At 43.1% G+C, this 24,170-nt stretch carries 9 protein-coding genes; 7 read left to right on the forward strand and 2 right to left on the reverse strand.

The features are described 5' to 3' along the window. Positions 1-156 precede the first annotated feature (156 nt). The gene (locus tag BLU33_RS15890) at positions 157-429 is read right to left on the reverse strand and encodes a hypothetical protein (RefSeq protein WP_091375062.1); all 273 of its coding nucleotides are present in this window, start codon (positions 427-429) and stop codon (positions 157-159) included. Between the two features lie 375 nt (positions 430-804). On the opposite strand from BLU33_RS15890, the gene BLU33_RS15895 reads away from it, so the two are divergent. The 7 genes from BLU33_RS15895 to BLU33_RS15925 all read left to right on the forward strand — a co-directional run bounded on the left by BLU33_RS15895 (position 805) and on the right by BLU33_RS15925 (position 22,429). Further along, positions 805-6,897, forward strand: coding sequence for a hypothetical protein (locus BLU33_RS15895; RefSeq protein ID WP_091375065.1), 6,093 nt, complete (start codon positions 805-807; stop codon positions 6,895-6,897). Between the two features lie 17 nt (positions 6,898-6,914). After that, positions 6,915-14,093 (forward strand): RHS repeat domain-containing protein, encoded by a 7,179-nt coding sequence (locus tag BLU33_RS15900; RefSeq protein WP_091375068.1) that lies wholly within the window; start codon positions 6,915-6,917, stop codon positions 14,091-14,093. 1,133 nt (positions 14,094-15,226) lie between these two features. Further along, on the forward strand, positions 15,227-16,783 hold the full coding sequence (locus BLU33_RS15905) for a vitamin K epoxide reductase family protein (RefSeq protein WP_091375071.1): 1,557 nt from the start codon (positions 15,227-15,229) through the stop codon (positions 16,781-16,783). Positions 16,784-16,806: 23 nt separating this feature from the next. Next, positions 16,807-18,978 (forward strand): peptidase domain-containing ABC transporter, encoded by a 2,172-nt coding sequence (locus tag BLU33_RS15910; protein WP_091375074.1) that lies wholly within the window; start codon positions 16,807-16,809, stop codon positions 18,976-18,978. Further along, positions 18,978-19,475, forward strand: coding sequence for a hypothetical protein (locus tag BLU33_RS15915; protein ID WP_091375077.1), 498 nt, complete (start codon positions 18,978-18,980; stop codon positions 19,473-19,475). The genes BLU33_RS15910 and BLU33_RS15915 overlap by 1 nt, the downstream gene beginning before the upstream one ends. Before the next feature lie 17 nt (positions 19,476-19,492). After that, positions 19,493-21,889 carry an ABC transporter permease gene (locus tag BLU33_RS15920; protein WP_091375080.1) on the forward strand — a complete coding sequence of 799 codons (2,397 nt, stop codon included), beginning with the start codon at positions 19,493-19,495 and terminating at the stop codon, positions 21,887-21,889. 105 nt (positions 21,890-21,994) lie between these two features. Then, positions 21,995-22,429 (forward strand): hypothetical protein, encoded by a 435-nt coding sequence (locus tag BLU33_RS15925; protein ID WP_091375082.1) that lies wholly within the window; start codon positions 21,995-21,997, stop codon positions 22,427-22,429. 355 nt (positions 22,430-22,784) lie between these two features. On the opposite strand, the gene mnmE is transcribed toward BLU33_RS15925, so the two are convergent. Beyond that, positions 22,785-24,152, reverse strand: a complete 1,368-nt coding sequence (gene mnmE, locus BLU33_RS15930) for a tRNA uridine-5-carboxymethylaminomethyl(34) synthesis GTPase MnmE (protein ID WP_091375085.1) — start codon at positions 24,150-24,152, stop codon at positions 22,785-22,787. Positions 24,153-24,170: the final 18 nt, after the last annotated feature.

The following is a 24,170-nucleotide window of genomic DNA, read 5'->3' on the forward strand; positions in this document are numbered from 1 at the left end:
TTTCTTTCCTACGGTTTGTTTGTGCGCGATTAGCCGGCCTTAACCTGCGGATTGATGACACTCTACCCTGGAAACCCAGAGATGTTGCATTTTGTAATGGATCTGCGTTTCATCATCCAGGCCTTCGCGTATCATGGTAGCCAGGACCTTGATATATTACCGGCTTGCGGCCTTTCGTTCAGGCTTTGGCACTATCCTTCCTTCCTGTTTTTCGGCATAGTATTCGTCAATATCACTCAGGTATTTTTGAAGCATAAAAGTATCCGGTTTACGATGCTCTTCCTCGAATAGAAGTCCTTCTAGTAAAAAATGGATGAGCAGATTGATCTCATCACTCGTAATAAACTCTTTCCATTTATTCAACGATAGCCTCAAGCCAAGATATTCAACAAACTCATCTTCAGACCTGATAAGATCGGCAAATATCATCAGGTCATAAATATTAACAATCCAAGGATATTTGTTGACGTTATAACAAACAATCCGATTTTTCAGCAATGAAAGGGGTGATTTTGTACATCATGCCACATGCGATTGCCGTGTTTCAAAACCAGGGCGACGGTTACGGGACATTTGTTCCAATTGTGCCCGTTATGGAATTGAACAAATTCCCGTTCAAGCCAAGATGGTTTGTTGTTATGAATTAAATGAATCATTCACTTTGCTCTTATTTGGGCCAGTCAGGGAAAAGCAAAAAATCAATATTTTTCGCCGACTCACGTCGCAATCAACTAATTACTAACATTTTGCAATATTCCAAAATGTTTTTTTTAACTTACCGCAGCAAAATAAACCCAATTTCACATGACCGGAAAAAGTCGTTTCCTGGTTTTTTTATTTGCCCTCTTGGCGAATTCCGTTTATGCGCAAACAAGCGGCCCCAGCGCGCCCGACGTACAAAAATTCACCCCAAATTCCGCTAAAGAACTCGTAAACCTCTTTACTGGGGATTTAAATTATAACATCAGCCTCCTGGAACTCGATGGCGGCTACCCTATCAATTTAAGTTACTCCTCTGCTGTCAGCATGACCGAAGAAGCCGGTCCGGTGGGATTTGGCTGGCAATTGAATATCGGCAGGATCAACAGGACAGTTAGAGGCTTGCCTGACGACTTTGACGGGGACATCGTTACCAAAGAGTTATACCAGCCGGAAGAATTGACTATCGGAATAGGCATAGGCCTAGACGCCGAGTTCCTCGGTTTTCCTTTACGTTTCGGCCCAAGTCTTTCCACCGGCCTCAACTTTTCCAACCTACGGGGCTTCGATATTTCCAACAGCGTAGGCTTTGGGATTTCGCGCACCATCAGCGGAACAAAACTTAGCGCAGGGCTCAGCCTAGGATCCGGCACACAGGACGGCAGCAGCTTAACGCCTGATGTCGGCCTTAGTACGAATGATTTCTCCCTTCACCTGACCGGCAAGCTAAGCCAGATCGAAGGGCTCAAATACTTTTCTTTGAACACCAGTAACAAGGGTTACACGCCCGGTGGGCAATTGAACTTCCCTTTACTGATGGCGAAAACACCATTTACTCCTGACATTGACTTCCCTATCTCAACCACTTCCGGGAACTTTCACTTTCGCCTCGGAGGAGAGATTTGGGGGATGTCTCTCGGGGGGCAAGTCTACGGTCAATTCACGAAGCAGTCCCTCCAAACACACGTGAAAACACCCCAGGCCTACGGATACTTATATCTCCAGGACATGCCTGACCGCGATGCTATCATGGATATCGGTACCGAAAAAGAAAGCCCTGTCTACCAGGAAGACCCAAATCTCTCCATCACCTACCTGGCTAGCGACGTTTACTCGGCTTCCGCCCAGGGTCTTTCCGGCACCTACCGGCCCTTCCGAACCGACATTCCTCTCGCGCACAATGAAAATCAGAACGGCAATGATCTCGGCGGAAGTCTCGGCGGGGAAATACATGGCGGCGCCTATATGCACGATGGCATCGACATCACGGCCAACATCACTCACACTTATTCTGGCGCCTGGCAGGACAACTGGCTATCCCGTTTACCTCTGAGCACCCAGGTCTATTTTAAAAACGTTAGCGAGACGACCGGTTTCAGTAACCAGGCTGAATTGAATGCGCTAGGCGGTACCGATCCGGTAAAAGTTAATTTTTCTGAACTAGCGGGCAGAGGGCCAGCAAATGCTACACTCTATAACCTCCCTTCAAAATTAAGGCAGGAACCGTCGAACACCAGTTTCCAGTACCTTACCGCACGGGAGGCGCAGGATGCCGCCATACCGTTTCAAAGCTATTCAGGCCATGGGAAAAAAGGAACAACAAAGACGACCATCAACAGAACAGATGGCCCGGATGGCGTCCGGAGACCGCATCATATATCTGTTATCCGGATAACAAAGGATGATGGGACCGTTTATGAATTCGGAATAGCCGCATATAACCTTTCTCAACAGGAAGTTACTTTTCATATCCCGGACATTTCAGCTGACAGCCTTTATAACAAGATCAAAACAGATGTGCAGGCTCACGCTGTGAGCAACGACCCCGGTGATGAGTACCACTATTTTACAAAAACAACTACACCGGGATATGCCTATGCCTATTATCTGACCGCCGTTTACTCGCCGGATTACGTCGATCTTACCGGTGATGGTCCCACAAGCGATGACCTTGGCACCTACACCAAATTTAATTATACCAGGAACACAGAACAATTCAAATGGCGCACGCCAAATAAAGGTGCTGTACTCAGCCCCGGAAACCTGGCCGACAAACGGGATGACCTTGGCAGTTATGTTTACGGGGTAAAGGAGATCTGGACCATCCACAGTATTGAAACAAAGCATTACATAGTCGAATTTTATAGCTCGCCCCGGGCCGACGGCAATGAAGTTAAGGATGAAACGGGTGGCATAAATCACGCGGGAAATAAAATGCAAAAGATCGATGAGATAAAACTATACACCCGTGACAATTTCGAGTCGGATAACCCGGTACCTGTGAAGACGATTCATTTCGATTACAGTTATGCGCTGTGCCCTTTTGTTCCTACTAACGCAAATAAGACCGTCGAAAACAGCGGCAAACTTACGCTATCAAAACTCTATTTCAGCTATCAGAAATCAGCAAGAGGAAAACTCAGCAAATATATCTTCCATTACAATAATGAGAAGGATCCTGCTTACCGTTACAACGAGGAAGCGATTGACGATTGGGGCGCTTTTAAACCTCTAGCGACCGACAAACATTTCAACAACGTGCGCTATCCCTTCTCCGAACAAGATCCAATCGCGGCCAACCAAAATGCGCAGCCTTGGCTGCTAAACCAAGTTTCAACACCCGAAGGCGGCATGATGAATATTTCTTATGAAGCTAAAGACTACGCCTATGTTCAGGATAAACGCGCTATGCAAATGTTCAAGGTTATCGGGTTATCGACGAACACTGCAGTCACATTACCGGTTCCGCAATTGCTGTACATGGACAAAGACCACTCCTGCCAATACCTTATTGTAGACCTTGGTCCGCACGTTGATGAAAATTCCGTTAAAAATTTTCTTCCAGCGCCTGAAAAGGTATATATGAATTTCATACTGAAAATCGGCTCCTTCGACCCCAACGTAGATGCAAATCAATTAGAACAGGTAAGCGGTTATTTTGACGTTGCGTCGATCACATGGTTAAACATTCCCGGCCATCCAGGCTATGCCGCGCTTGACCTCGGCACAAAAGATATCAACCCGGTATCTCTGGCTTTATGGCAGAAAATGAAAAAAAACCTGAGCGCATTTTTATACCCTTCGCCGATTAGTCTCAAAGCCGGACTCACTGCGAATGTTTTTAGCGCCACCACCAGGATACCGGGCATACTGGCCAATTATCCTGGTTTTATCACAGACTTTAAGTCGCAAATGACCAATGCGTCACGCGGGAATTACCTCGATCCTGACTTCGGTTCATTCGTCCGGCTTTATAGCCCGCACGGCAGGAAATTTGGCGGAGGAAGCCGTGTAAAGCGTATCACCATTGACGACAATTGGAATAAAATGACCGATCAGCCCGGCAATAACGCCGTGTACGGGCAGGAATATAGCTATGACAAGGAAATCCTCATCGACGGCGTGACAAAAAAAATGATCAGTTCCGGTGTGGCCTGCTACGAACCGGTCGGTAACGCGGAAAATCCCTTTGTCGTTCCCACAGGCGGCTTTAATGGCGCCAATACCCTCGCCGAGGATATCTATTATTATAAAACAGAACCCTTCGGCGAGTCCTTTTTTCCTTCACCCGGCGTGGGATACAGCAAAGTTACCGTAAAGGACATACTGGATAAGGATGTCATCAGGCATAGCACCGGGTCTGAGACCTTCGAGTTTTACACGTCGAAAGACTTCCCGACGATCACCAGCCGAACGGTAAAACTGGATCAAAACAACCGGTCTATTAATCCCTTTGATTATGAAAACCTATATACGGCAACACAGGGCTTCCTGGTAGAGCTTAACAACATGAACGGTAAACTTAAAGCTCATAAAGCTTTTGCCCAAAACGATCCAAAAAGCCCTGTATCAAGCGTAGAATATTTTTATAAGACCCAAAACGGGCGACTGGACAATACCGTTACCACGATCGACCCCGACAGTGGAACAATCAGCCAAAGCCAGGTAGGACTCGCCTTTGATTTCAATGTCTCTACAACACAAACATTAAGTGAGGTAAGAAGCCCGAACCTCCAGTTTAATTTCGACATGATCCCGGCGCTGTTTGGTATTCCCCTGCCATTCGCGACACTCTTGCCATCCTATAGCCAAAGCGTGACTGAGTTCAAAGGAATAACAGCAACAAAGGTAATCTACCGATCAGGAATTATTGATCATGTACGATCAGTCAGCGATGGTCAGGAAACGATGTCCAATAATGAATTGTATGACGCAGCCAGCGGTAACGTCGTAGTCACTTCGAGACCAAACGAGTTTAATGATTCCATTTATACGACTAAATTGCCAGCTTATTGGTTTAACAGCGGGATGGGCCCTACCGCTCAGCACGCAACAGTTCAGACGGGTAACACAGGGGTCAATCAGATAGACTTAACCACTTTCAAGGGCGGCGACGAACTGGTGTTGCATGATCGTATCAGCAGAAAGGCCTGGGTTCTTGAGGGTCTGCCAGGCGTAAAAACCATCATTGATGAACAAGGCAATCCTATCAGCGGCAATTACCAAAGCGTAAGCTTGTTGTCATCCGGAAGGAAAAATATGCAGGCGTTCAGCGCAGGGGAAATTGTTACAAAAGATTCCCCTCTAAAAACCACGTTACTAACCTTCACCAATGTTATTAATGCATCTTATACCACCTACAACCAAAAATGGCAGGGCTATTTTGGTGTACATCCAACCATGTCCGTTAACAGATGTAGCTGCGGAGTCGATATCAATCCCTTAGGTGACATGACCTTCGGCTTCGACAGGGCAGGAAATATCATTTCACCTGCAAATGCCAGTCTGAATGGCCCGACAATCACGATCGAGGACAATTGCAAAATTACGATACAACTTGACAAAGCCCTCCCATTTAACCCGATTGAACTGTCTGCGAAGCTTTATTTACGGAATTTTAAATCAACACCGGATACCTGCTGCGTAACGACCTATACCGGTAAAGGCACTTATGAACTACTTGTCCAAATCAATCAATCACACTCGGACACCGTCAAAGGAGAATTTCTGCTCAATTCTGAATGTAAGCCAACCCGGTTATGCAAGGATTCCATTATTGCCGATGTCAAATTGCTAGATTGCATTCCGGGCGGCAACGTGCCCGTCAATCCTTATGTGCTTGGAATGCTCGGAAACTGGCGCGCTGACGCAACATACACCTATAATACGGAAAGAACCTACACATCCGGAACGCAAACAAACCAGGGCTTTTACAATGAATTCAGCCTTTACTCCACGCCTTCCGGAGGCTTTAAATTCGGCACTTCTGCTAAAAAGGATAATTGGACAACGAAAAGCTATGGCGTCGTATATGACCCTTATGGGAATCTCCTCGAGTCACTAGACCTAATTAAGAATCCAAGCAGCGAACTTTACGGGTACAACTTCTCCCTACCGGTTGCAACAGCCGAAAACGCCAATTACTATGAAATTGCATACGATGGGTTTGAAGACTACGATTACCTGGGCAACGTAAAATTCCCGATGGCAGAATGCGCCCTTCGCCCCCATTTCAAGTTCGATAGTATTAAAAACGGGAGCCATCTGACAGATAGCGTCAGTCATACCGGACATCGCTCGCTTGTCGTCGTAAAAAACGGGCCTGTTAATATGGTGCGCGACATCTATACCGATTGCGGATATCCTTTTACGCAAAACACTGCGAACGATTCGCCTTATAAATTGAACACCTGCGATATCATCCTGCCTTTTAGTCCTGTGGCAGGCACCAAATATGTTTTGAGCATGTGGCTCAACCAGGACCGGGCTCCGGCCGACGTGGATAAAGCTGTTGGCTATGCAAGGCTTTATTTTACCGATGCAGCCGGAGCGCCGGTCAAAGACACTATTTTTCGGGCAAAGGGAGCGGTGATCGATGACTGGCAACAACTTTCAGAATCGTTTATCGTCCCCCTTAACGCTAAGAAAATTACATTGGAATTGGGTACTGACAATAAAAATGTATGCTTTGATGATATCCGGATACAACCATTCAGTTCCAGTATGAAAACGTACGTCTACGACCCCGTTCAGCGTCGGCTTGCAGCAACGCTCGACGACCAAAATTACGCCACGTTTTATGAGTATGATGAACAAGGCCAGCTTACACGCGTAAAAACTGAGACGGAAGATGGCATTCTGACACTTCGCGAAATTCAAAGTTCGAAGCCAAAAACTGCCCAGTTGGGTTTACCTTAATATTAAAATTGCGTGAGATGAAGATCATTTTTTATATACTTTTTTTCTTGCTTGCAATTGATCAAGTGCTCGCGCAGAACATCATTGTCAACAATGCTAATTTGGACTTGCAGCAGCTAGCAAGTAGAAGCACTATTACAAGCCAGGTGGACCCGGCCGGCGGCCAGGTCATGCATGTCAGCCATGTAATGATCCTAAAAGTCAACCCGAATCTGCCGTTCGCGCTGGCAAAAAATTTCACTGTAGCTGTTAAAATCGGTGCCTGGTATCAGCATCCTCTTACCGATCCTGCAGATACTGAAAAAACGCTTGTTGTCAATTATAGCGACAAGGGTACTTACAATTCTAAAGACGAATGGGTAAAAGAAGATATCCCCGCTGTGACCTATAAAATAATGTCCGTGACAATAACCGATGCAAACAACAATACCGTTACGATAACTGATACAAATAAAGGCCTCATCGTCTTCAAACAGCAACTTCAATATGATCGTTATTTAAAACCTGATCCGACCGACAAGATCAAATTACAGCACATCAAAATCACGACCGATAATGGTTACGCCGTCCTCGACTGGGCCAATATACCCTGGGCACGGGCTTATGACATAGAGTACGCCTTTGCAGATAATTATACTGACAATATCGCTCAGTTCCTAAGCCCCGCGCAGGTCGGCTACAACTTTCGGTTTAACAGCACACGCATACGGCTTACAGCTACTTCCTATAAAATCCCGATCGTTTATGAAAATGGATTTCTGCTATTCAGGGTACGTCCGGTTGGTTTTGCGGGCAACCAAAACAACATTCCCGTCACCGGCAAATGGTCAACTGATGAGTCAGGCGACAAATTAACGGAACAGACAGTGGGCGCAGAAGGCGCTTTTTTTTGTAAGATATCGGGATCAACGGTACATGAAAACGATAAAAAAAATTGGCAGCACATTGCCGTTTTCTCTTCCAATGGAAAACGTAAAGACTCGGTCTTCTATAGCGATGGCACCCTGCGCACCAGGCAGACGGTATCCGCATTCAGCTCGCAAAACAACCTGCTCGTTAGTGAAACCATTTACGACAACTCTGGAAGAGCAGCCATCCAAGTTCTACCCGCTCCTGTGTTTCCCACGGACCTTAGCTTCGGCGATTTGCCCAAAATCGCTTACCAGGATAAGTTCAATACAAACACTGGCGGAACTGATTACAACTGGCAGAACTTTGATAAGAATAAACAACCCAATGACTGTGTCACTGCCCCTGATCCATTAGCAAATACTTCCGGTGCGGGTAAGTATTACTCCACTGCCAACGACCTCTGGAACCTTTCATCGCCAGGGATCAAAAGGCAGTTGGCATACGTACCTGATGCAGGCGGATATCCCTTCAGCCAGACTGAGTTCACGCCGGACGGAACCGGGCGAATACTGAGTATATCGGGGCCGGGAGCTGTCCATCGCCTCGGTGGCGGACATGGGATCAAATTTTATTACGGCAATCCTTCGCAGGATGAACTTGACGAGTTTTTTGGAAGTGACGTCGGGACAGCGTCGCATTACACCAAGGAAGTTCGCGTCAATGAAAATAACCAGGCTCACATTATAATCAAGGATCTTTCCGGGCATACGATTTTATCCGGGCTGACCGGTAAAACTCAGGCTAACCTCGACCCTGTTACCACCGCCAGCGGTCATGACATCATTGTGAACCTCATTGATGACGGAAACAGGCCTAATGCTGCAAATAATGCCATTGAGTCTACCCAATCTGTAGTGATAGCAGAACCAACCGATTTAAATCTCTATTATAATCTTCAGCCACGAAAATACAATGACACGGTCTGTACCAAGAATGACAAGCTCTGTTACGATTGTATTTATAACCTGTCGATCTCTGTTACCGATGCGTGCCACACAAAACTACTAGACACTATGGTGCATATCGGTACGTTAAATGAATTGAGAAGTTGCGAATTAAATCCGGCCGAACAAAATATTAAGAAAAAGTGGAGGGTCGGCCCCGGTGTTTATACGGTCACCAAGGTACTGGCCGTAGACGAACACGCCGTAGAAGCTTATATCAGCGATTTTCTCAACGATCCATGCTGGAACACAGTCCAGCCCGACACATCGCAATCAGTCCCGGTTAAAACCTGCATCATCGCTGATACCGCCATTCGCCAAAATTGCGAGAACGATACAGCAAAACAAACGATAAATCCGTTGATCAGATACCTGCCCGTTATCAAACCCTGTACCGAAGGATGTATACTCAGACCGGGAAGTGACTACTTATCCCTTGTCTTACAAAAAATGTTGGCAGATCTCTCCCCGGGCGGACAATACGCCCAATGCCCCGGTTGCGGAGTCAACGGAATGCTACCTAACATTACGGATTATCCCTTATCCGTGTTAAACGCCTATAACAAATTGCCCAGCAAGGGGAACTGGATGCACCCGATAATTGAATACCGTAACGAAGACGGCTCGCCCATATTGATCGACGTTGTCATAAATGGCGCAAGAAAAAAACTCAAACCGGAAGGACTCTCCTTTCAACTCTTTCTCCAGTATTGGAAACCATCCATGGCTTACTCGCTCCTGCCATACCATCCGGAATATTGCACATACGAATGGGCTGCCGGCCATAGGGCATTTTTCGCCTATCAGGATTCATTGATGGCGATAGATATCTTTAAACAAGCACAAACAAAGTTTCCGGGGTTAACGCCAGGTACAGGTAAGTCCATCGACATAACTAAAGATCCGTTATTCGACACTACTGATACCGAAGGCCTGAGGCGCTGGACGGAAATGACCAAATATCTTAGTGACGTCAACGCTTTATTGAATCCCAGAGTCCCTTCACCTCCGTTAACTATAAGCGAATTCGCAGAATTAGCCGCTGCAGGATTTAGTGCGGGCCGAAAATCCGACGATCTATTACGTCAATATTTGAAAACCCATCAGCTTTTCGGCAAAAATGTCGACTCTGACGAACAATGGCAGTATATCAAAATTGCATACCTCGCAGCAAGAGCGAAAGTCTTAGACAACGCTATTCAAAGTACTGAGTCTTGTTGCAGAGTAGAAAAATATATTGGCACTCAGGACTGCTTCAGTGGATTTTCTAAATCTCCATGCGTTTCGTACGCCGACAAAATTCCTGTTTTCGCCAACACAGATCAGATAAGGCGCTTGGCGCTTGCAAAAAACGAGCTGGCGTCCGCTATAAATCCTAATGGGCCTCCCCCATGCCTGAACTGTGACGGGCCGCAAACGATGCTGTCCTTCTTTAACACTATGGCTGTTAAAAAACAACTCTCTGGCACATTTCCTTTGAACGGAAGAATATTGGCCGCCATTGGCAACAGGCAAACGGATGCGGCGATCGCTGCGGGCGATGGTATCACTTGGACTTCCACTATAAGCGCCGCCGTCCTGAACGCTAGTATCGCAGATGCAAAGACCTCCCAAAAAATAATTGATCTTACCCTGACAGGCGAAGACCCACTAAACTGGCAAAAAGTGATCGCGTTTACCTGTTTAAAAGCAACCGGACCACCCAGTAACTTTACTTTAATGGTAACAGATGCCGGAGGTAAACAATTCACCATTCAAGGTAAAATACTAACAGGCCTGGCGGTTACTAACTGTACGGGCCTTACAAACCCTGGCGACCAGACGACAGCTTCAGCGGTCAACCCGGTTTTTTTGCGAATGCTGCAACAAGTGTTAAAGTCGGCCAATGCAGGATCAATACCCGCCCAGCAAGTTTTCGGAGGAACCGCTGACCAAAACACCGATCCCGGCCCCATCAGTATATGGTATGTCCCCACGACCTCTTACACCACATCTCCCCTGGTGCTGGAAGCTGAAGTTCCGCAGCCCGACCACGCCAATAAACTCATGGATATTACCGTCCAGTTTAACGACATCAGTGAAATCAACGATTTCAGGGACTGGATCATTGACGGATATGAACTGGTTTCCCCTGCAACCGTTCCTTCTGACTGCGCGGATATCAATACCATAAAATTGCGGATCAAAGACCAGGCAGGAACAAAAAAAGACATCATAATCATATCCACCATGGATTTTTCCTTTGGAAAAGCCTGTAAAAGCGCGAGCGGGCCTAGCTTATGCTGCATGCCTGTTATGCCACAAAATTCGTCACTCCCTGCCGAGGACCCCGCGGCTATGGCACGGACACGATACCTGAATAGCGAACTACAGCGCATCGACCAGCTCAAACATCAACGGGCTGCAGTGTTGCGCCAGCAGTATATCGACCACTGCCTGCGCCCCATTGAAATCTTCACAGCAGATTTCGACGAAAACATTTACCAGGCTACATTGAGCTATTATGACCAGGCAGGTAACCTCACCAAAACAATATCCCCAAGAGACGTCGATACTTTAACGGCCGCTCAGCTGAAACAGATCAGGGATGACCGGCTTGCCGGAAAAATCAGTGCTGTTGTTACTCACCACGTCAATCCCACCAGTTATACCTATAATTCCGCTAACAGTTTAATAACCAGCAACAGTCCAAATTCAGGCCTAACCCGTTACTGCTACGACGAATATGGCAGAGTAATTTATCAGCAAGCTGCCGCACAACACAACGACCATCACCGGACGTCTTTTATAAAATATGACCCGAGCGGACGTATTGTGCAATCCGGCGAGATCATCCCGGATGAAGATCCTGTGGTCCCGCGACTACTTTATCGCAATTTTGAAAAGCATCTGGCGATCTCAAACTATGATAAAAGCGATGTTATCAACTCCTATTACGACGATCTCCCCCTTAAATATCAATTTAATGGTTTTGATCAAAACCTTAATCATTTTAAACTTGAAAACCTTCGCAACCGCGTAGCAATTACCGTTTATAACGAAGACTTGAAAGTTAAAATACCCTACACGCAGGCTTACTTTTACAGCTATGACGTCAGGGGGCATGTCACGAAACTTTACCAGGACTTTAGATACCTGACAACCTTACAAAACGGACATCTAGAGCAGCGTCTTAAAAAAACACTATATACATATGACCTTTTCACGGACAAAGTTAGTATGGTCTGGTACCAGCCTGGACAAGCAGACGAGTTCGTATCCCGGTATTCTTACGACGGTGCATACCGGCTTGAAAACGTCAGAACATCGAGGCGTAAGTGGGAGCCAATTGACGAGATGGACCTCGACGCACACTACCAATATTACCCGCACGGCCCCCTCGCCCGAATCGAACTCGGGCAGGAAAAAATTCAGGGAGTCGATTATATTTACACGATTGGTGGCCAACTGAAAGCAATGAACGGTACGCCACTTAATTCCGGCACGGGTATTGGCGACGATGGAAAAGTATTCTTAAGCGATGTCGCCTCGTTTGCCCTCTCATATTGCCCCGGTGATTATACACCTGTCGGGAAACAGCCATTTATGCCCGACTTAACCGGCTCGTTATTAAGTGGCGGCTCTGACAACAGTTATGCCGCGCCTCAATACAACGATAATATCAGCAGCATGATAACGACGATACCTGCGAACGGTTCATCACCTGATCATAGTATTCAATATAACGCCTATCGCTATGACGCTCTCAATCGTTTGGCCGGGATGAAACTCTTTAAGCCTGCCGGCACCTGGCCAAATGGAACGATGGGTGATGACTACTTAAATACATACATTTTCGACGGCAACGGTAACTTTTCAAAGCTTGTAAGGAACGATCAAAATGGAAAGCTCATTGACAATCTGAATTATACTTATGGAGCGGCCGACCGTTTGGACCATATAGTAAATACGGCCGCAACCACGTCGAACCAACTGACGCAATATGAATATGATACTAGTGGTCGCTTAACTTCCGAGATTCAAAATAACTCATCTTGGGTTTATACCTGGAACTCCTTCAACAAACCTGCAAATATCAAAAAAGACGATTTTAACGAGCAATTCACCTACAACGCACTGACGCAGAGGGCGTTTAAATACAATGAACAAAACAACACGTTTACTTATTACACGCGCGATCTGCAAGGTAACGTTTTTGCAATTTATACCTTCACTCCAAATAGCGCTAAACTAGACCAAATTCCGTTGTATGGCGCCAGTCGATTAGGAACGGAAGCTATTGGCCTAGACCTTACTAAATCGTTCGACCCCGATGAGATGATTTCGGCCCGCGGCACAAAGGGGTATGAAATCACTGACAACCTCGGGGGCGTTCTGGCTACCGTATCAGACCGAAGACTTCTACAAAGCAACGGATGGACTGCTGACATAACATCTGCACAGAATTATTATCCCTTTGGCATGCCTGAACCAGGTGTAGCAACCGGTGCTTATCGCTATGGATACAATGGTAAAGAAAAGGACAACGAGATATTTGGCGATGGAAATGCTTATGATTATGGCTCGCGGTTCTATGACCCGAGAATCGGAAGATGGCTTAGCGCTGATCCATTAGCCGGTAGATATCCTTCCTTTAGCCCATACAATTATAGTTTAAATAACCCCATCAACACATTTGACCCAGATGGCGCAGCTCCAGTACTTTTTCTACCGTTGAACATTGAAAACTCATTGCCGAAAGGTGAACCTTCCGATTTGGACGCTACCATTGCCATGCAAGTCGCCATATTTAATTATTTAAGAAAAGCAGGCCAACTTTCACTTCCAACGGAAGGTGAAAAAATACCCTCATCCGTTATCACCGACAATGTAAAAGAGTTGAACCCTACAGCGTTGAAAGCTCAGATAATGGTAGAATCTACATTGGGGAACCTCGCTCCAATAGATGTCATGCAATTTGACAACAAAGGCGACGCTAATGGAACAATGCGATCATTAAAAGATAGGTTATTGGACGGCGCAGAGATGAGCCCTGACGTCTCTATTAATGCCGGTATAAGGCTAACTGCAATCAAAGGATTTAGAGACGGAATTAAATACGACTCAAACGGGCATTTAACTTATTCTTGGAAAGGATGGGATAAAGCTATGTTTAACTATAATGGCAAAGGCGATCCTCTTTACATGCAGAAATTTAATTGCTTTCTAGAAGAATTTAATGGTTCAGGTAATACATCCTGTCCGCCTACGGCTACACCTTCGCCATCCCACTCACCTTCGCCATCGTCTTCACCGTCTCCAACTGACCCACAACCAGCTCGAACACCAATACCAAAATAGATTAGCCAAAAGAGACTTCAGGGAATTTATTTATAACCTATTGATTGGCAAGTTTAAGAGACACGCGGAAATTTCCAATTTAAATTTTCAGTTATCTACCACTAGGACAAACAAACCCTTGCTATTTTTGATCATTCAAGGCGGCACTCTGCCGCCATTGTGATAAGGTTTAGGTTTAAAGTCCCCGGCGGCGAGCGCTTAGGGGACTTTATTATTTTATATTTGCAGCTCATGAATGAGTTCCAAATCCAACTAACCAAATTTCGAATCTCCGGCCTGAACAATCATGCAGCAGCAGCAAAATTACTAAGCGAACTATTTCATACCGGATCTAAAAATTACGACACGCTCGCCTATGAAATCCAACGTGAATTTAAAGCCGGAGGTAACGAGTATGGATTTTGACCGGGTTAGTTTAGATACAAACTACCGCCGGGGCAAATTCCGGGTAGTGTTCGACATTAATTTTACCTTTGGATGCGAAAATGTAAAAACCGAAAAAGAAGGACAAACAGGTTTGATTCCTATCGTTCAGGTCCATAATTGGATATTCCGGGATCATTGACCACCTCGTTCCGGGATATTAAAAATATCATTCCGAAACACTTTGATCATGCTAATACTCTTACGAGCAGAATCAATTTAGTAATACATCTCACACAAATACATGAATTTAAAGCACGGAAGCACATGGTCGAGCCTTCCGGAATATCCAATCTTATCACTAATTGGGGTAATATATAATTATTATCAGATAAATTCATCAAACGTTTTTGCTTGATGATCCTATAACTTTATAGGAAATAACTTAAACAATTATCATGAAAAGACTATCCCGAGAAGAACTCAAGGGTGTGATCGGTGGATCCACCTCTTGTACGGCGAGCTGCGGCTGCTCAATCACTAGTTGTAATGGAACAGCGACTTGCTCATCGACTTCGTGCTCATGCGTAGGCGCAACGGGTACATTAACAAAGCCTTGTCCTCCGCCTCCGTGAGTAATCCACTAATGAGAGGACATTTCTGAGTTATGTAAACAGATTATTCGGCTTGCCGGGTAGTCTGTTTATCATCGGTTGTTTTTTGGCTAGCAAATCCTGCTGTCAACTTCGCGTTCATTTTATAATTTAATTATGATAGCATCCCATTTGTTTAAATCGCTAAATATAAAATATACGAATACATATGTACGATCATATTTTGATCAGCATCCCTTTCCAAACAGCCTATTGGCAATAACTGACTTGTTGGAATCTTATAAAATTTCCAGTGAAACGTATTTAACAAGCGATGATAAGATAAGTGAGTTTTCGTTACCCTTTATAGCTAAAAAAAACAGCCCGGAAGAGTTTGTCATGGTGACAGCCATTAATGATTCACATATCAATTATGTTGGAGACAATGGAAAAGCAGTAATGATGATAAAGCACGAATTTCTTTTAAGTTGGTCTGGAATCGGATTAGTTCCGGAAACCTCTGAATTAAGCGGAGAACCTGATTACAAAGCCAACTTCATGAAGCAACTTTCCGCAACATTCTCGAAATGGTTAATCAGGTTTACTGCGGTCATTTGCCCGATTTTATTACTGGTTTTTACTTATAATCAGAATAGGAGCATTGATACATTGTGCCAAACGGTATTGTCATTGGTTGGCGTTGTAATTTGCGGGTTGTTGATCTATCAGAGTATGGATGAATCGAATCCGTTTGTTCGCAAGCTATGCACTTACAAAGGAAGATCTGATTGCGGCGAGATTACCTCTGGAAAAGGTGGGAAATTATTTAATGTATTCAAATGGAGCGAAATAGGTTTTATCTATTTTAGCGCTATATTTCTGTTGCTGACAGTATCAAAATTTACAGTATCAAACCATTCATTTTTAGCTATCTTAAGCTTATGTTCATTGCCCTATATGGTTTATTCCGTAACATTTCAATGGCTCATATTAAAAAAATGGTGCAGGCTCTGTCTGGCTGTTCAGGTGGTGTTGCTTATTCAATTTGCGATTCAATATAATTATCTGGCCGATTTCAGATCGGTTGATATTCATTCGATTTTATTTTTTGGATTTTTCTCTATCATTTTGATGGCAATGCTTCGCATATATGTGCCGTTAAAAAGCGACGCCATTGCTTTAATCTCATTAAGTAAACAGTTAGGGCAGCTTAAGAAAGATAGAGAACTTTTCGACAGCTTATTATATAAGCGGCAAAAGCTCACATTTAACAATGCAGCCGTAGGCTCAATATCATTTGGTAGTGAACAAGCCACAACCGTTATCAAATGTGTTACAAATCCTTCCTGTGGCCCATGCGGGCCGATGTTTAAGAAGCTTGACCGTTGGCTAAGTGAAAACAGTAGCCTGCGTGTAGAATTCCTGTTTTGGGGAAACGCAGATAAGAACAGCTTTGAGAACAACTTTATTCGGCACCTCATCGCCTTATATAATGAAAAAGGTAGTTGTGTTTCTTATGAAGCCTATAAATCCTGGTATGAAACACCGCGTAAGCTGGATGTGTGGATGGCGGATAGCCCGGTAGATGTAGATGGTTCCGAGGTAGAAAGCCTGTTAGAAGCTCATTCTCAATTCTGTGTTGTAAATAAGATACCCCATACGCCTGCTATTTTCGTTGATGATCATCTGTTGCCGCAAGTATATGATATTGAGGATCTAAAATGGTTCTTTTAACGGTTTTAGTATAAGGTTTTTACATGGGATTTACCTTTTTTAAACAGCAGGATACTATGGATTGTGGTGCTACCTGCCTGAGAATGGTATGCGGGCACTATGGCAGAAAAATTGGCATAGTCGAATTGCGGCGTGCGTGTAGGATAACCAGTCAGGGGGCAAGCCTTTTAGGAGTTATGGAAGCTGCTGAAGTCATAGGATTTTCAACTACCGGGTTGGAACTATCATTGAAAGATTTGCACAAACTTAAATTACCTGCTATCCTTCACTGGACTAAAGAGCACTTTGTTGTTCTTTTCAAAATTAAAAAGGACACATATTATGTAGCGGACCCTTCGAAAGCAATCATAAAGTTTTCAAAACCGGAGTTTACAGAACGTTGGTGCAATGCGGATGGTAATGGTATCGCACTTGAACTGGTACCTCTGCCTGCTTTGCAGGAAGGGTCAGATAAAAACCATTCTTCACATGGCGGTGAGTTTCTGAAGCGGTATTTCTATATTTATAAGGCTTTAATTTTTCAGATCCTGATTGGTCTTGCAATTGCCAGCCTGCTGCAACTGGTCCTGCCTTTTCTTACCCAATCACTCATCGATACAGGCATCAGATATCGAAATATCAATTTTATTCAGTTAATAATTATTGCTCAGGTGATGCTCCTTATTGGTAGGGCGGCTGTTAATTTTATTCGTTCCTGGCTGTTGTTTCATTTAAGCATGAGGATCAACTTATCGATTCTGGCTGATTTTGTGCTTAAGCTGATGAAATTACCGATTAGCTTCTTTCTTTCCAAGACTTCAGGAGACATTCTGCAACGCATAAACGATCAGTCTAAAATTGAAAGCTTTTTGACAGGCCCCTTCCTAAACACAATATTTTCCTTGGGAAACTTGATTGTTTTCAGCGTGTTACTATTTTTTTTCAATAAGGTAATTTTTTTAATTTCTCTTATTGGGGTAATCGCCTATTCACTATGGGTACTTTGTTTTCTTAGGTACCGCCGTTTTTTAAACTTCAAAAAATTTGATGTCTCTTCGAAAAATCAAAACTTATTGATGCAGCTTATTTTTGGAATTAAGGAAATTAAGCTTAATAATAGTGAGCGCGAGTTTAGATGGGAATGGGAGAATTCGCAAGTCGAACTTTTTAGATGGGATATGAAAAATATTTCCTTGAACCAGGTACAGGAGATAGGTGCGACATTTATTAATGAATCGAAGAATATACTTATAACGTATTTATGTGCAACCTATGTTATTCATGGAGAAATAACCCTTGGTACCATGATGGCAATGCTATATGTTATAGGACAACTCAACAGTCCAGTGGAGTACATTGCACTCTTTGTGCAAGAGGTACAGGATGCGACAATCAGTTGGGAGCGTTTAAATGAAGTTCAGCAAATGGATGATGAATTTTCAGGAACAGAAGATCGCTGCTCATCACTACCTGACAACAGGAATATTTACATAGAAAACCTGGATTTTAGCTACCCGGGTGCGGGAAATCCAACGGTTATTGACAAGTTGTCTTTTGAAATTCCTTATGGTAAGAGTACCGCAATAGTTGGAAAAAGTGGCTGTGGAAAGACTACGCTGGTCAATCTTATATTGCAATTGTACTCCAAAGACGCTGGTAAGATACTTGTAGGAAATATTGACATAGAACAGATGGATCCCCGGGCGTGGAGACAGGCTTGCGGTTTCGTGATGCAGGATGGATATATCTTCTCTGATACCATAATTAAAAATATTACAGTAAGTACCGGAATATATGATCAGGCGATGCTTGATTTAGCAATTGAAGTTGCCAATCTCGGTGATTTTATTAATGACCTGGCATTAAAAGGGGATACAAAGATAGGGGTTGGTGGAGTTGGCTTGAGTCAGGGGCAGAAGCAAAGAATATTGATAGCCCGGGTCGTTTATAAAAATGCCGATTTTGTCTTCCTGGATGAAGCGACAAATGCATTGGATGCAGAAAATGAAAGAACGATCATCTCCAATTTTAATAAGTTCTTCAAAGGGAAGACTGTTGTTATTATTGCCCATCGATTGAGTACAGTAACAAATGCAGATAATATTATTGTTATGAGTAAGGGAAAGCTAATTGAACAGGGCAGACACGAAAGCCTGATCAAAGAACAGGGTGCTTATTATTCACTGATAAAAAATCAACTTGAACTTGGCATCTGATGGAAGGTATGGAAAACAAATTTCAACACTTTCAGGAAGCAATTCATACAGAAGAACTACTTGCTATAACGGGGAGCCGTTCAGCTACTGTATTGAAAATAAGTCTATTGACATATTTATTGGCAATAGCACTACTTTTCTTGGCTATTTCCTGTGTAAAGTTTACGATAACCGTAAATAAGGAGATGACGATTCATAAAGAGGGAAATGCCGTCTATGGTCAAGTGGAAATGACTTCGGAAGAGGTCAAAAATTTACTTACCGGTCAAAAAATGGTACTTAGCGCTCAGAAAAACAGGGACCTTGTCGTTGACGGGACAATTAACGCCGTTGTTAATAATGGGTCAACTTACATAATAAATATATTGCTTAACACGACCAAGGGGAAAACATGGTTAACAGGTATTACGACAGCGAAAGTTGAAATTAAAATAGCCGATGAAGGGTTATTTAAAAAAATCAGCCATACATTTTTTAACATCTCGCTCAATAAATAATTATTAAAACACAAAAAATGATAAAGAACATTTTTAAAATTGCATTGCGTTATCTGTGGAAGGACAGGGTATTTTCCGGGATTAATTTGTTGGGATTAATCACTAGTCTATCCTTCGTGATCGTTATAATGGGATACATACAGTATGAGCTATCCTTCGATAAATATTATACCAATTCCCCCCGTGTTTACCGTATCCTTGAACAGGAAGTGGTAAATGGAGAGAAAAATTATCACGTACTTATCCCCAATGCGATAGCTCAGGCACTAAAAACATCGTTTCCTGATTTTGAGGCGGCCACAAGCATCAATAAATCTGTTCTCCAATTCTCTTATCGGAATGAGCCGATGTCCGCCAATATATTAATCACCAACAGTTCATTTTTTAAGGTATTTAACTTTCGATTTGAACAGGGTAACGCGGTTGATGTTTCGAAAGAAGGTAAGTGTATTGTAATTACTAGAAAATTCGCTGATAAGTACTTTTCCGGACATAATCCCTTGGGACAGAGCATCATCAGCAAGTCGAATCACGCTTGGAAGATCGCGGGTGTAATTGAAACTATTCCTGGTAATACACACTTCAACGCCGAAGCTATGATAATATCTGATGTCGACCAGCAACCTCTGAACTTGTCGGCTTATAATACATCTTCTCAATACGTATTAATGCGGGAAGGAGCAGACCCTAAAACGATGCAACAAAAGCTGGCGTGTTTTTACAAAAGCTATAATTTTCCAGCATCGGTAGGGGTCACTTTCCAGCCTGTAACCAGCATCCACTTGCACTCCAATTACAGCGACGAGCTATTTGAGAATGGTAATGTAAAATATATATACATATATGCCACCATTAGCTTCCTCGTCTTATTAATCGCTTGTATTAACTTCATTAATCTAACGACCGTGCGTTTCATGCAAAGATCCGTCGAAGTCGGTATTAGGAAGGTTATGGGGGCGCATAAAAGCCAGGTATTCTTTCAATTTATAACAGAATCCATCCTATTATTTATTATCGCTTCTCCTATTTCATATTTGGTAGCCAGTTTATGCTGGAAGAAATTTTCTGATATATTAGGACTTGACGTGGAACCGACTTATCTTTTTAATGCTGGAACCTTACTTCTGGTGTTGCTAATCTGCATGATAACAGGATTGATATCAGGGCTATTTCCGGCTCTTTATCTTACCAGAGTAGATATTAGTACGCTTCTAAAAAAACTTGCCAGCTCTCATAACCTTAAATTTACAATAAGAAAAGTGCTAATAGTAGCGCAATTCACCGTCTCCGTGGTGCTAATAATTTCTGCCCTTCTTATCAAGCAACAAATGATCTTGCTTAACAATGCTGATCTTGGTTTTAACAAGACAGGCCTGTTAATCTTGAAAGAGCATGATTTCGGGACATCAGCGATCTCTTTCAAAAGCGAGTTGGAAAAAAATGGAAATGTTAAAGATGTCAGCATTGCAAGTTTTGATATCGGAGGAAATTACGGAAGTAATTCAACCATGAGTAATCCGGCAGACACAACAAAACAATGGGCATTCTCATTTGTCGATGCAGATAACAGTTTTATAAAAACCATGCATATTCGATTGTTAGCCGGGACAGACTTTAGCACTTATGTGAAAAGAAAAATCAAGCTAGTCTCCGCAGACTCGTCGAAATTAGTTAAAAATCTAAAAACCTCTGAACAACTTATCATATTAACCGATAAAACGGTCAGTCTATTACAGCTCAAGAATCCTATTGGATCTGAATTGAATTATGGCGGACTTCAGGGAACGGTCATTGGCGTTATAAAAGATTTTCAGGGAACATCATTTCATACAAGCACCCCTAATGTCGTTATTCGTTCAAACATAGAAAATAATTTTGGGCAAACTTATATCAGGATAGAGATGCAGAATTTACCTGAAACTCTTCACTTTATTGAGCAAAAATGGCGAGACTTTTATCCGCGGGATCATTTTGACTTTAGTTTTGCTGACGATAAGGTAAAGCAACTTTACGCCTCAGAGGAACGCCTGATGTTGATCGTGAACTTTTTTACCGTACTGGCCATTTGTATCGCATGCTTTGGATTGTTCAGCCTCGTCGCGATTTCCATAAGCCAAAGAATGAAAGAAGTAAGCATCAGAAAAGTGCTTGGGGCGGGTATAACGGAAATATTTATCCTATTGACTAAGGACTTTTTTAGATTGATAGTCTTTTCAATAATCATCTCTATACCAATTACATGGTTCTTCATGAATAAATGGTTAGAAACATTTGTTTATAGGATATCCTTTAATTGGATAACCATCTTGATTTCTGGTATTCTAATAATTGTAGTGGCGTTTTCTATAATAAGTTTTCAGATCGTTAAGGTGGCTGTTTCGAGCCCATTGAAAAGTTTAAAGTCAGATAATTAATAAACTTAAGGCATACCAACACCTTCGATAAATGCCTCTTACAATTATTTCCTGGGATTTAAGGGTGGCTGGAATTTATATGCTAGCATCTATACGCAGATTGGCTTGAAGGATGAGTTTTCCGAAGTATATACGGCAAGTACCTATAATTCTTTTCATCCGCTCTCTGATACCTCATTTATTCAAAAAACAAATGAACAGGTTTTTGAAACCTATACAGATAATATTAATATGGACACACGAGTTCTTCCGAATTTTGGCGGGGAATTAGTTGCAATTTTGCCGAATACAAAATTCGGAAGTTACGGCGTTGATATTCTTTATTCACATGACGACATCATCTCTAATAAACAATACTCGCTGAATGGCTACCTGGCCACTACCATGGTGGGTATACCTATATCCCTAATTTATAAAACAGGTTTACCCACTGTCAACCTTGAACCGTATCTTCAATACGAGTCATTTTTTAATGAAACGATTCCCAACGCTCATTTGTGGGATGCCAAATTTACCGTACCAATCAGTCGTGTTTTCTGATAATCAGTCAGGTAAATGGTGGAATCGGTTATTTCTTTTCTTCTTTTTAAGATGGGCGTAGGGTAGTATGTCCGGTCATTTTCGTATAGAAATCCTCGATCTCATTCATCATAATCTCCAGGAATATCCCCTCGATTAAGGGCTATTAAGGGTAAATAAGGCGATATAAGCATCCATAAGCTCCCTAATTTCTCCGTATTTTTCTGTAACTCAAAAATTTTAGTTTTGAGTTACATCTCAGTTACAAAAGCACGAAAGCCAGGGGCAGAAATCCAAGAATTTGGACAAGTGAAATAAACATAACTTATTAACAATGAGCAATTTGATTGTCGTAATTTGGAGTTATTTGGCAGGCCTACTTGCCGATACAAAACTTGCTAAAAATATTCTCCAACAAATCATCCGTAGTAACAGCTCCTGTTATTTCACCGAGATAGTGGAGGGCTTGTTTGATATCGGTAGCTAAAAAATCGGAGGTGATGTCGCTGTCAATTCCGCTGAGTACTTTAATGAGTGATTCTTCAGTTTTTTGGAGCGCCTCGAGGTGGCGGATATTGGTTACCAGCGTTTCGTTACCCGTTAGCTCATATTTTATAGCAGCGTGATAGATAGCATTTTTAAGCTCATCTATGTTTACTTTGTCTTTGGCTGAGATCAAGACGGTATTTTCATTGTGTGGCAATGCACTCACTTGTGCGTCCGAAAAAAGATCTATTTTATTGGCTACAATCAGCATGGAAATGCCCGGTTTTTGCAGGTTTGCAATGTCCTGGTTAAGCTCTTCAATGGTGATCTGTTCGGCATCATAAACATAAATCAGCAAGGCCGACTGATTGATCTTTTCCATAGTACGCTGTACCCCTATCTGTTCAATGGCATCTGTGGCTTCACGGATACCGGCGGTATCTATCAGCCTGAAATTAATGCCACGAATATTCAGTACTTCTTCAATCGTATCGCGCGTAGTGCCGGGTAAATGGCTTACAATGGCACGTTCTTCGTTTAGCAAAGCATTCAGCAGGGTTGATTTACCTGCATTTGGCCTGCCTGCTATTACGGTATTTACGCCAAGCTTAATAGCGTTACCCAGCTCAAAAGATTGTATGAGTGAACCAATTATACGGGTAATATCATGCGTTAATTTTTTAAGCTGATCACGGTTAGCAAATTCTACGTCTTCTTCCGAAAAATCAAGTTCCAGCTCTATCAGCGATGCAAATTGTACCAGTTGCTCACGCAGGGTTTGCAGTTGGTTGCTAAACCCGCCTCTCAGCTGCTGCAGTGCTACTTGCTGTGATGCTTTGGAGTTGGAAGCAATCAGATCGGCAACAGCTTCGGCTTGTGACAGGTCCATTTGACCATTTAGGAAGGCACGCAGTGTAAATTCGCCCGGTTTGGCCCCCCTTGCCCCTTTTTTTATCAGCAGTTTAATGATCGACTCAATAATATACGCCGAACCATGACAAGAGATCTCCACCACATTTTCACGTGTGTAAGAGCGTGGCGCTACAAATAATGAAGCCAATACCTCATCCAAAATCATATCGCCATCCACAATATTGCCAAAATGTATGGTATGCGATTCCTGCTGGGTTAAGTCCTTACCCTTAAAAACACTTTGGGCAATACTAATGGCATCCGGCCCCGATAGGCGTATAATACCAATGGCACCACTTCCGGATGGTGTAGCAAGGGCAACTATTGTTTCTTCTTTGTTAGTCATTTGTGATTCGCTTCGCTG

This window comes from Mucilaginibacter mallensis (assembly GCF_900105165.1).
GTDB classification, from domain to species: Bacteria; Bacteroidota; Bacteroidia; order Sphingobacteriales; family Sphingobacteriaceae; genus Mucilaginibacter; species Mucilaginibacter mallensis.

Bases quoted from the DNA above. Each gene is read 5' to 3' on its own strand.
- BLU33_RS15890 (WP_091375062.1), bottom strand. From the start codon at position 429: ATGATATTTGCCGATCTTATCAGGTCTGAAGATGAGTTTGTTGAATAT.
- BLU33_RS15895 (WP_091375065.1), top strand. From the start codon at position 805: ATGACCGGAAAAAGTCGTTTCCTGGTTTTTTTATTTGCCCTCTTGGCG.
- BLU33_RS15900 (WP_091375068.1), top strand. From the start codon at position 6,915: ATGAAGATCATTTTTTATATACTTTTTTTCTTGCTTGCAATTGATCAA.
- BLU33_RS15905 (WP_091375071.1), top strand. From the start codon at position 15,227: ATGATAGCATCCCATTTGTTTAAATCGCTAAATATAAAATATACGAAT.
- BLU33_RS15910 (WP_091375074.1), top strand. From the start codon at position 16,807: ATGGGATTTACCTTTTTTAAACAGCAGGATACTATGGATTGTGGTGCT.
- BLU33_RS15915 (WP_091375077.1), top strand. From the start codon at position 18,978: ATGGAAGGTATGGAAAACAAATTTCAACACTTTCAGGAAGCAATTCAT.
- BLU33_RS15920 (WP_091375080.1), top strand. From the start codon at position 19,493: ATGATAAAGAACATTTTTAAAATTGCATTGCGTTATCTGTGGAAGGAC.
- mnmE (WP_091375085.1), bottom strand. From the start codon at position 24,152: ATGACTAACAAAGAAGAAACAATAGTTGCCCTTGCTACACCATCCGGA.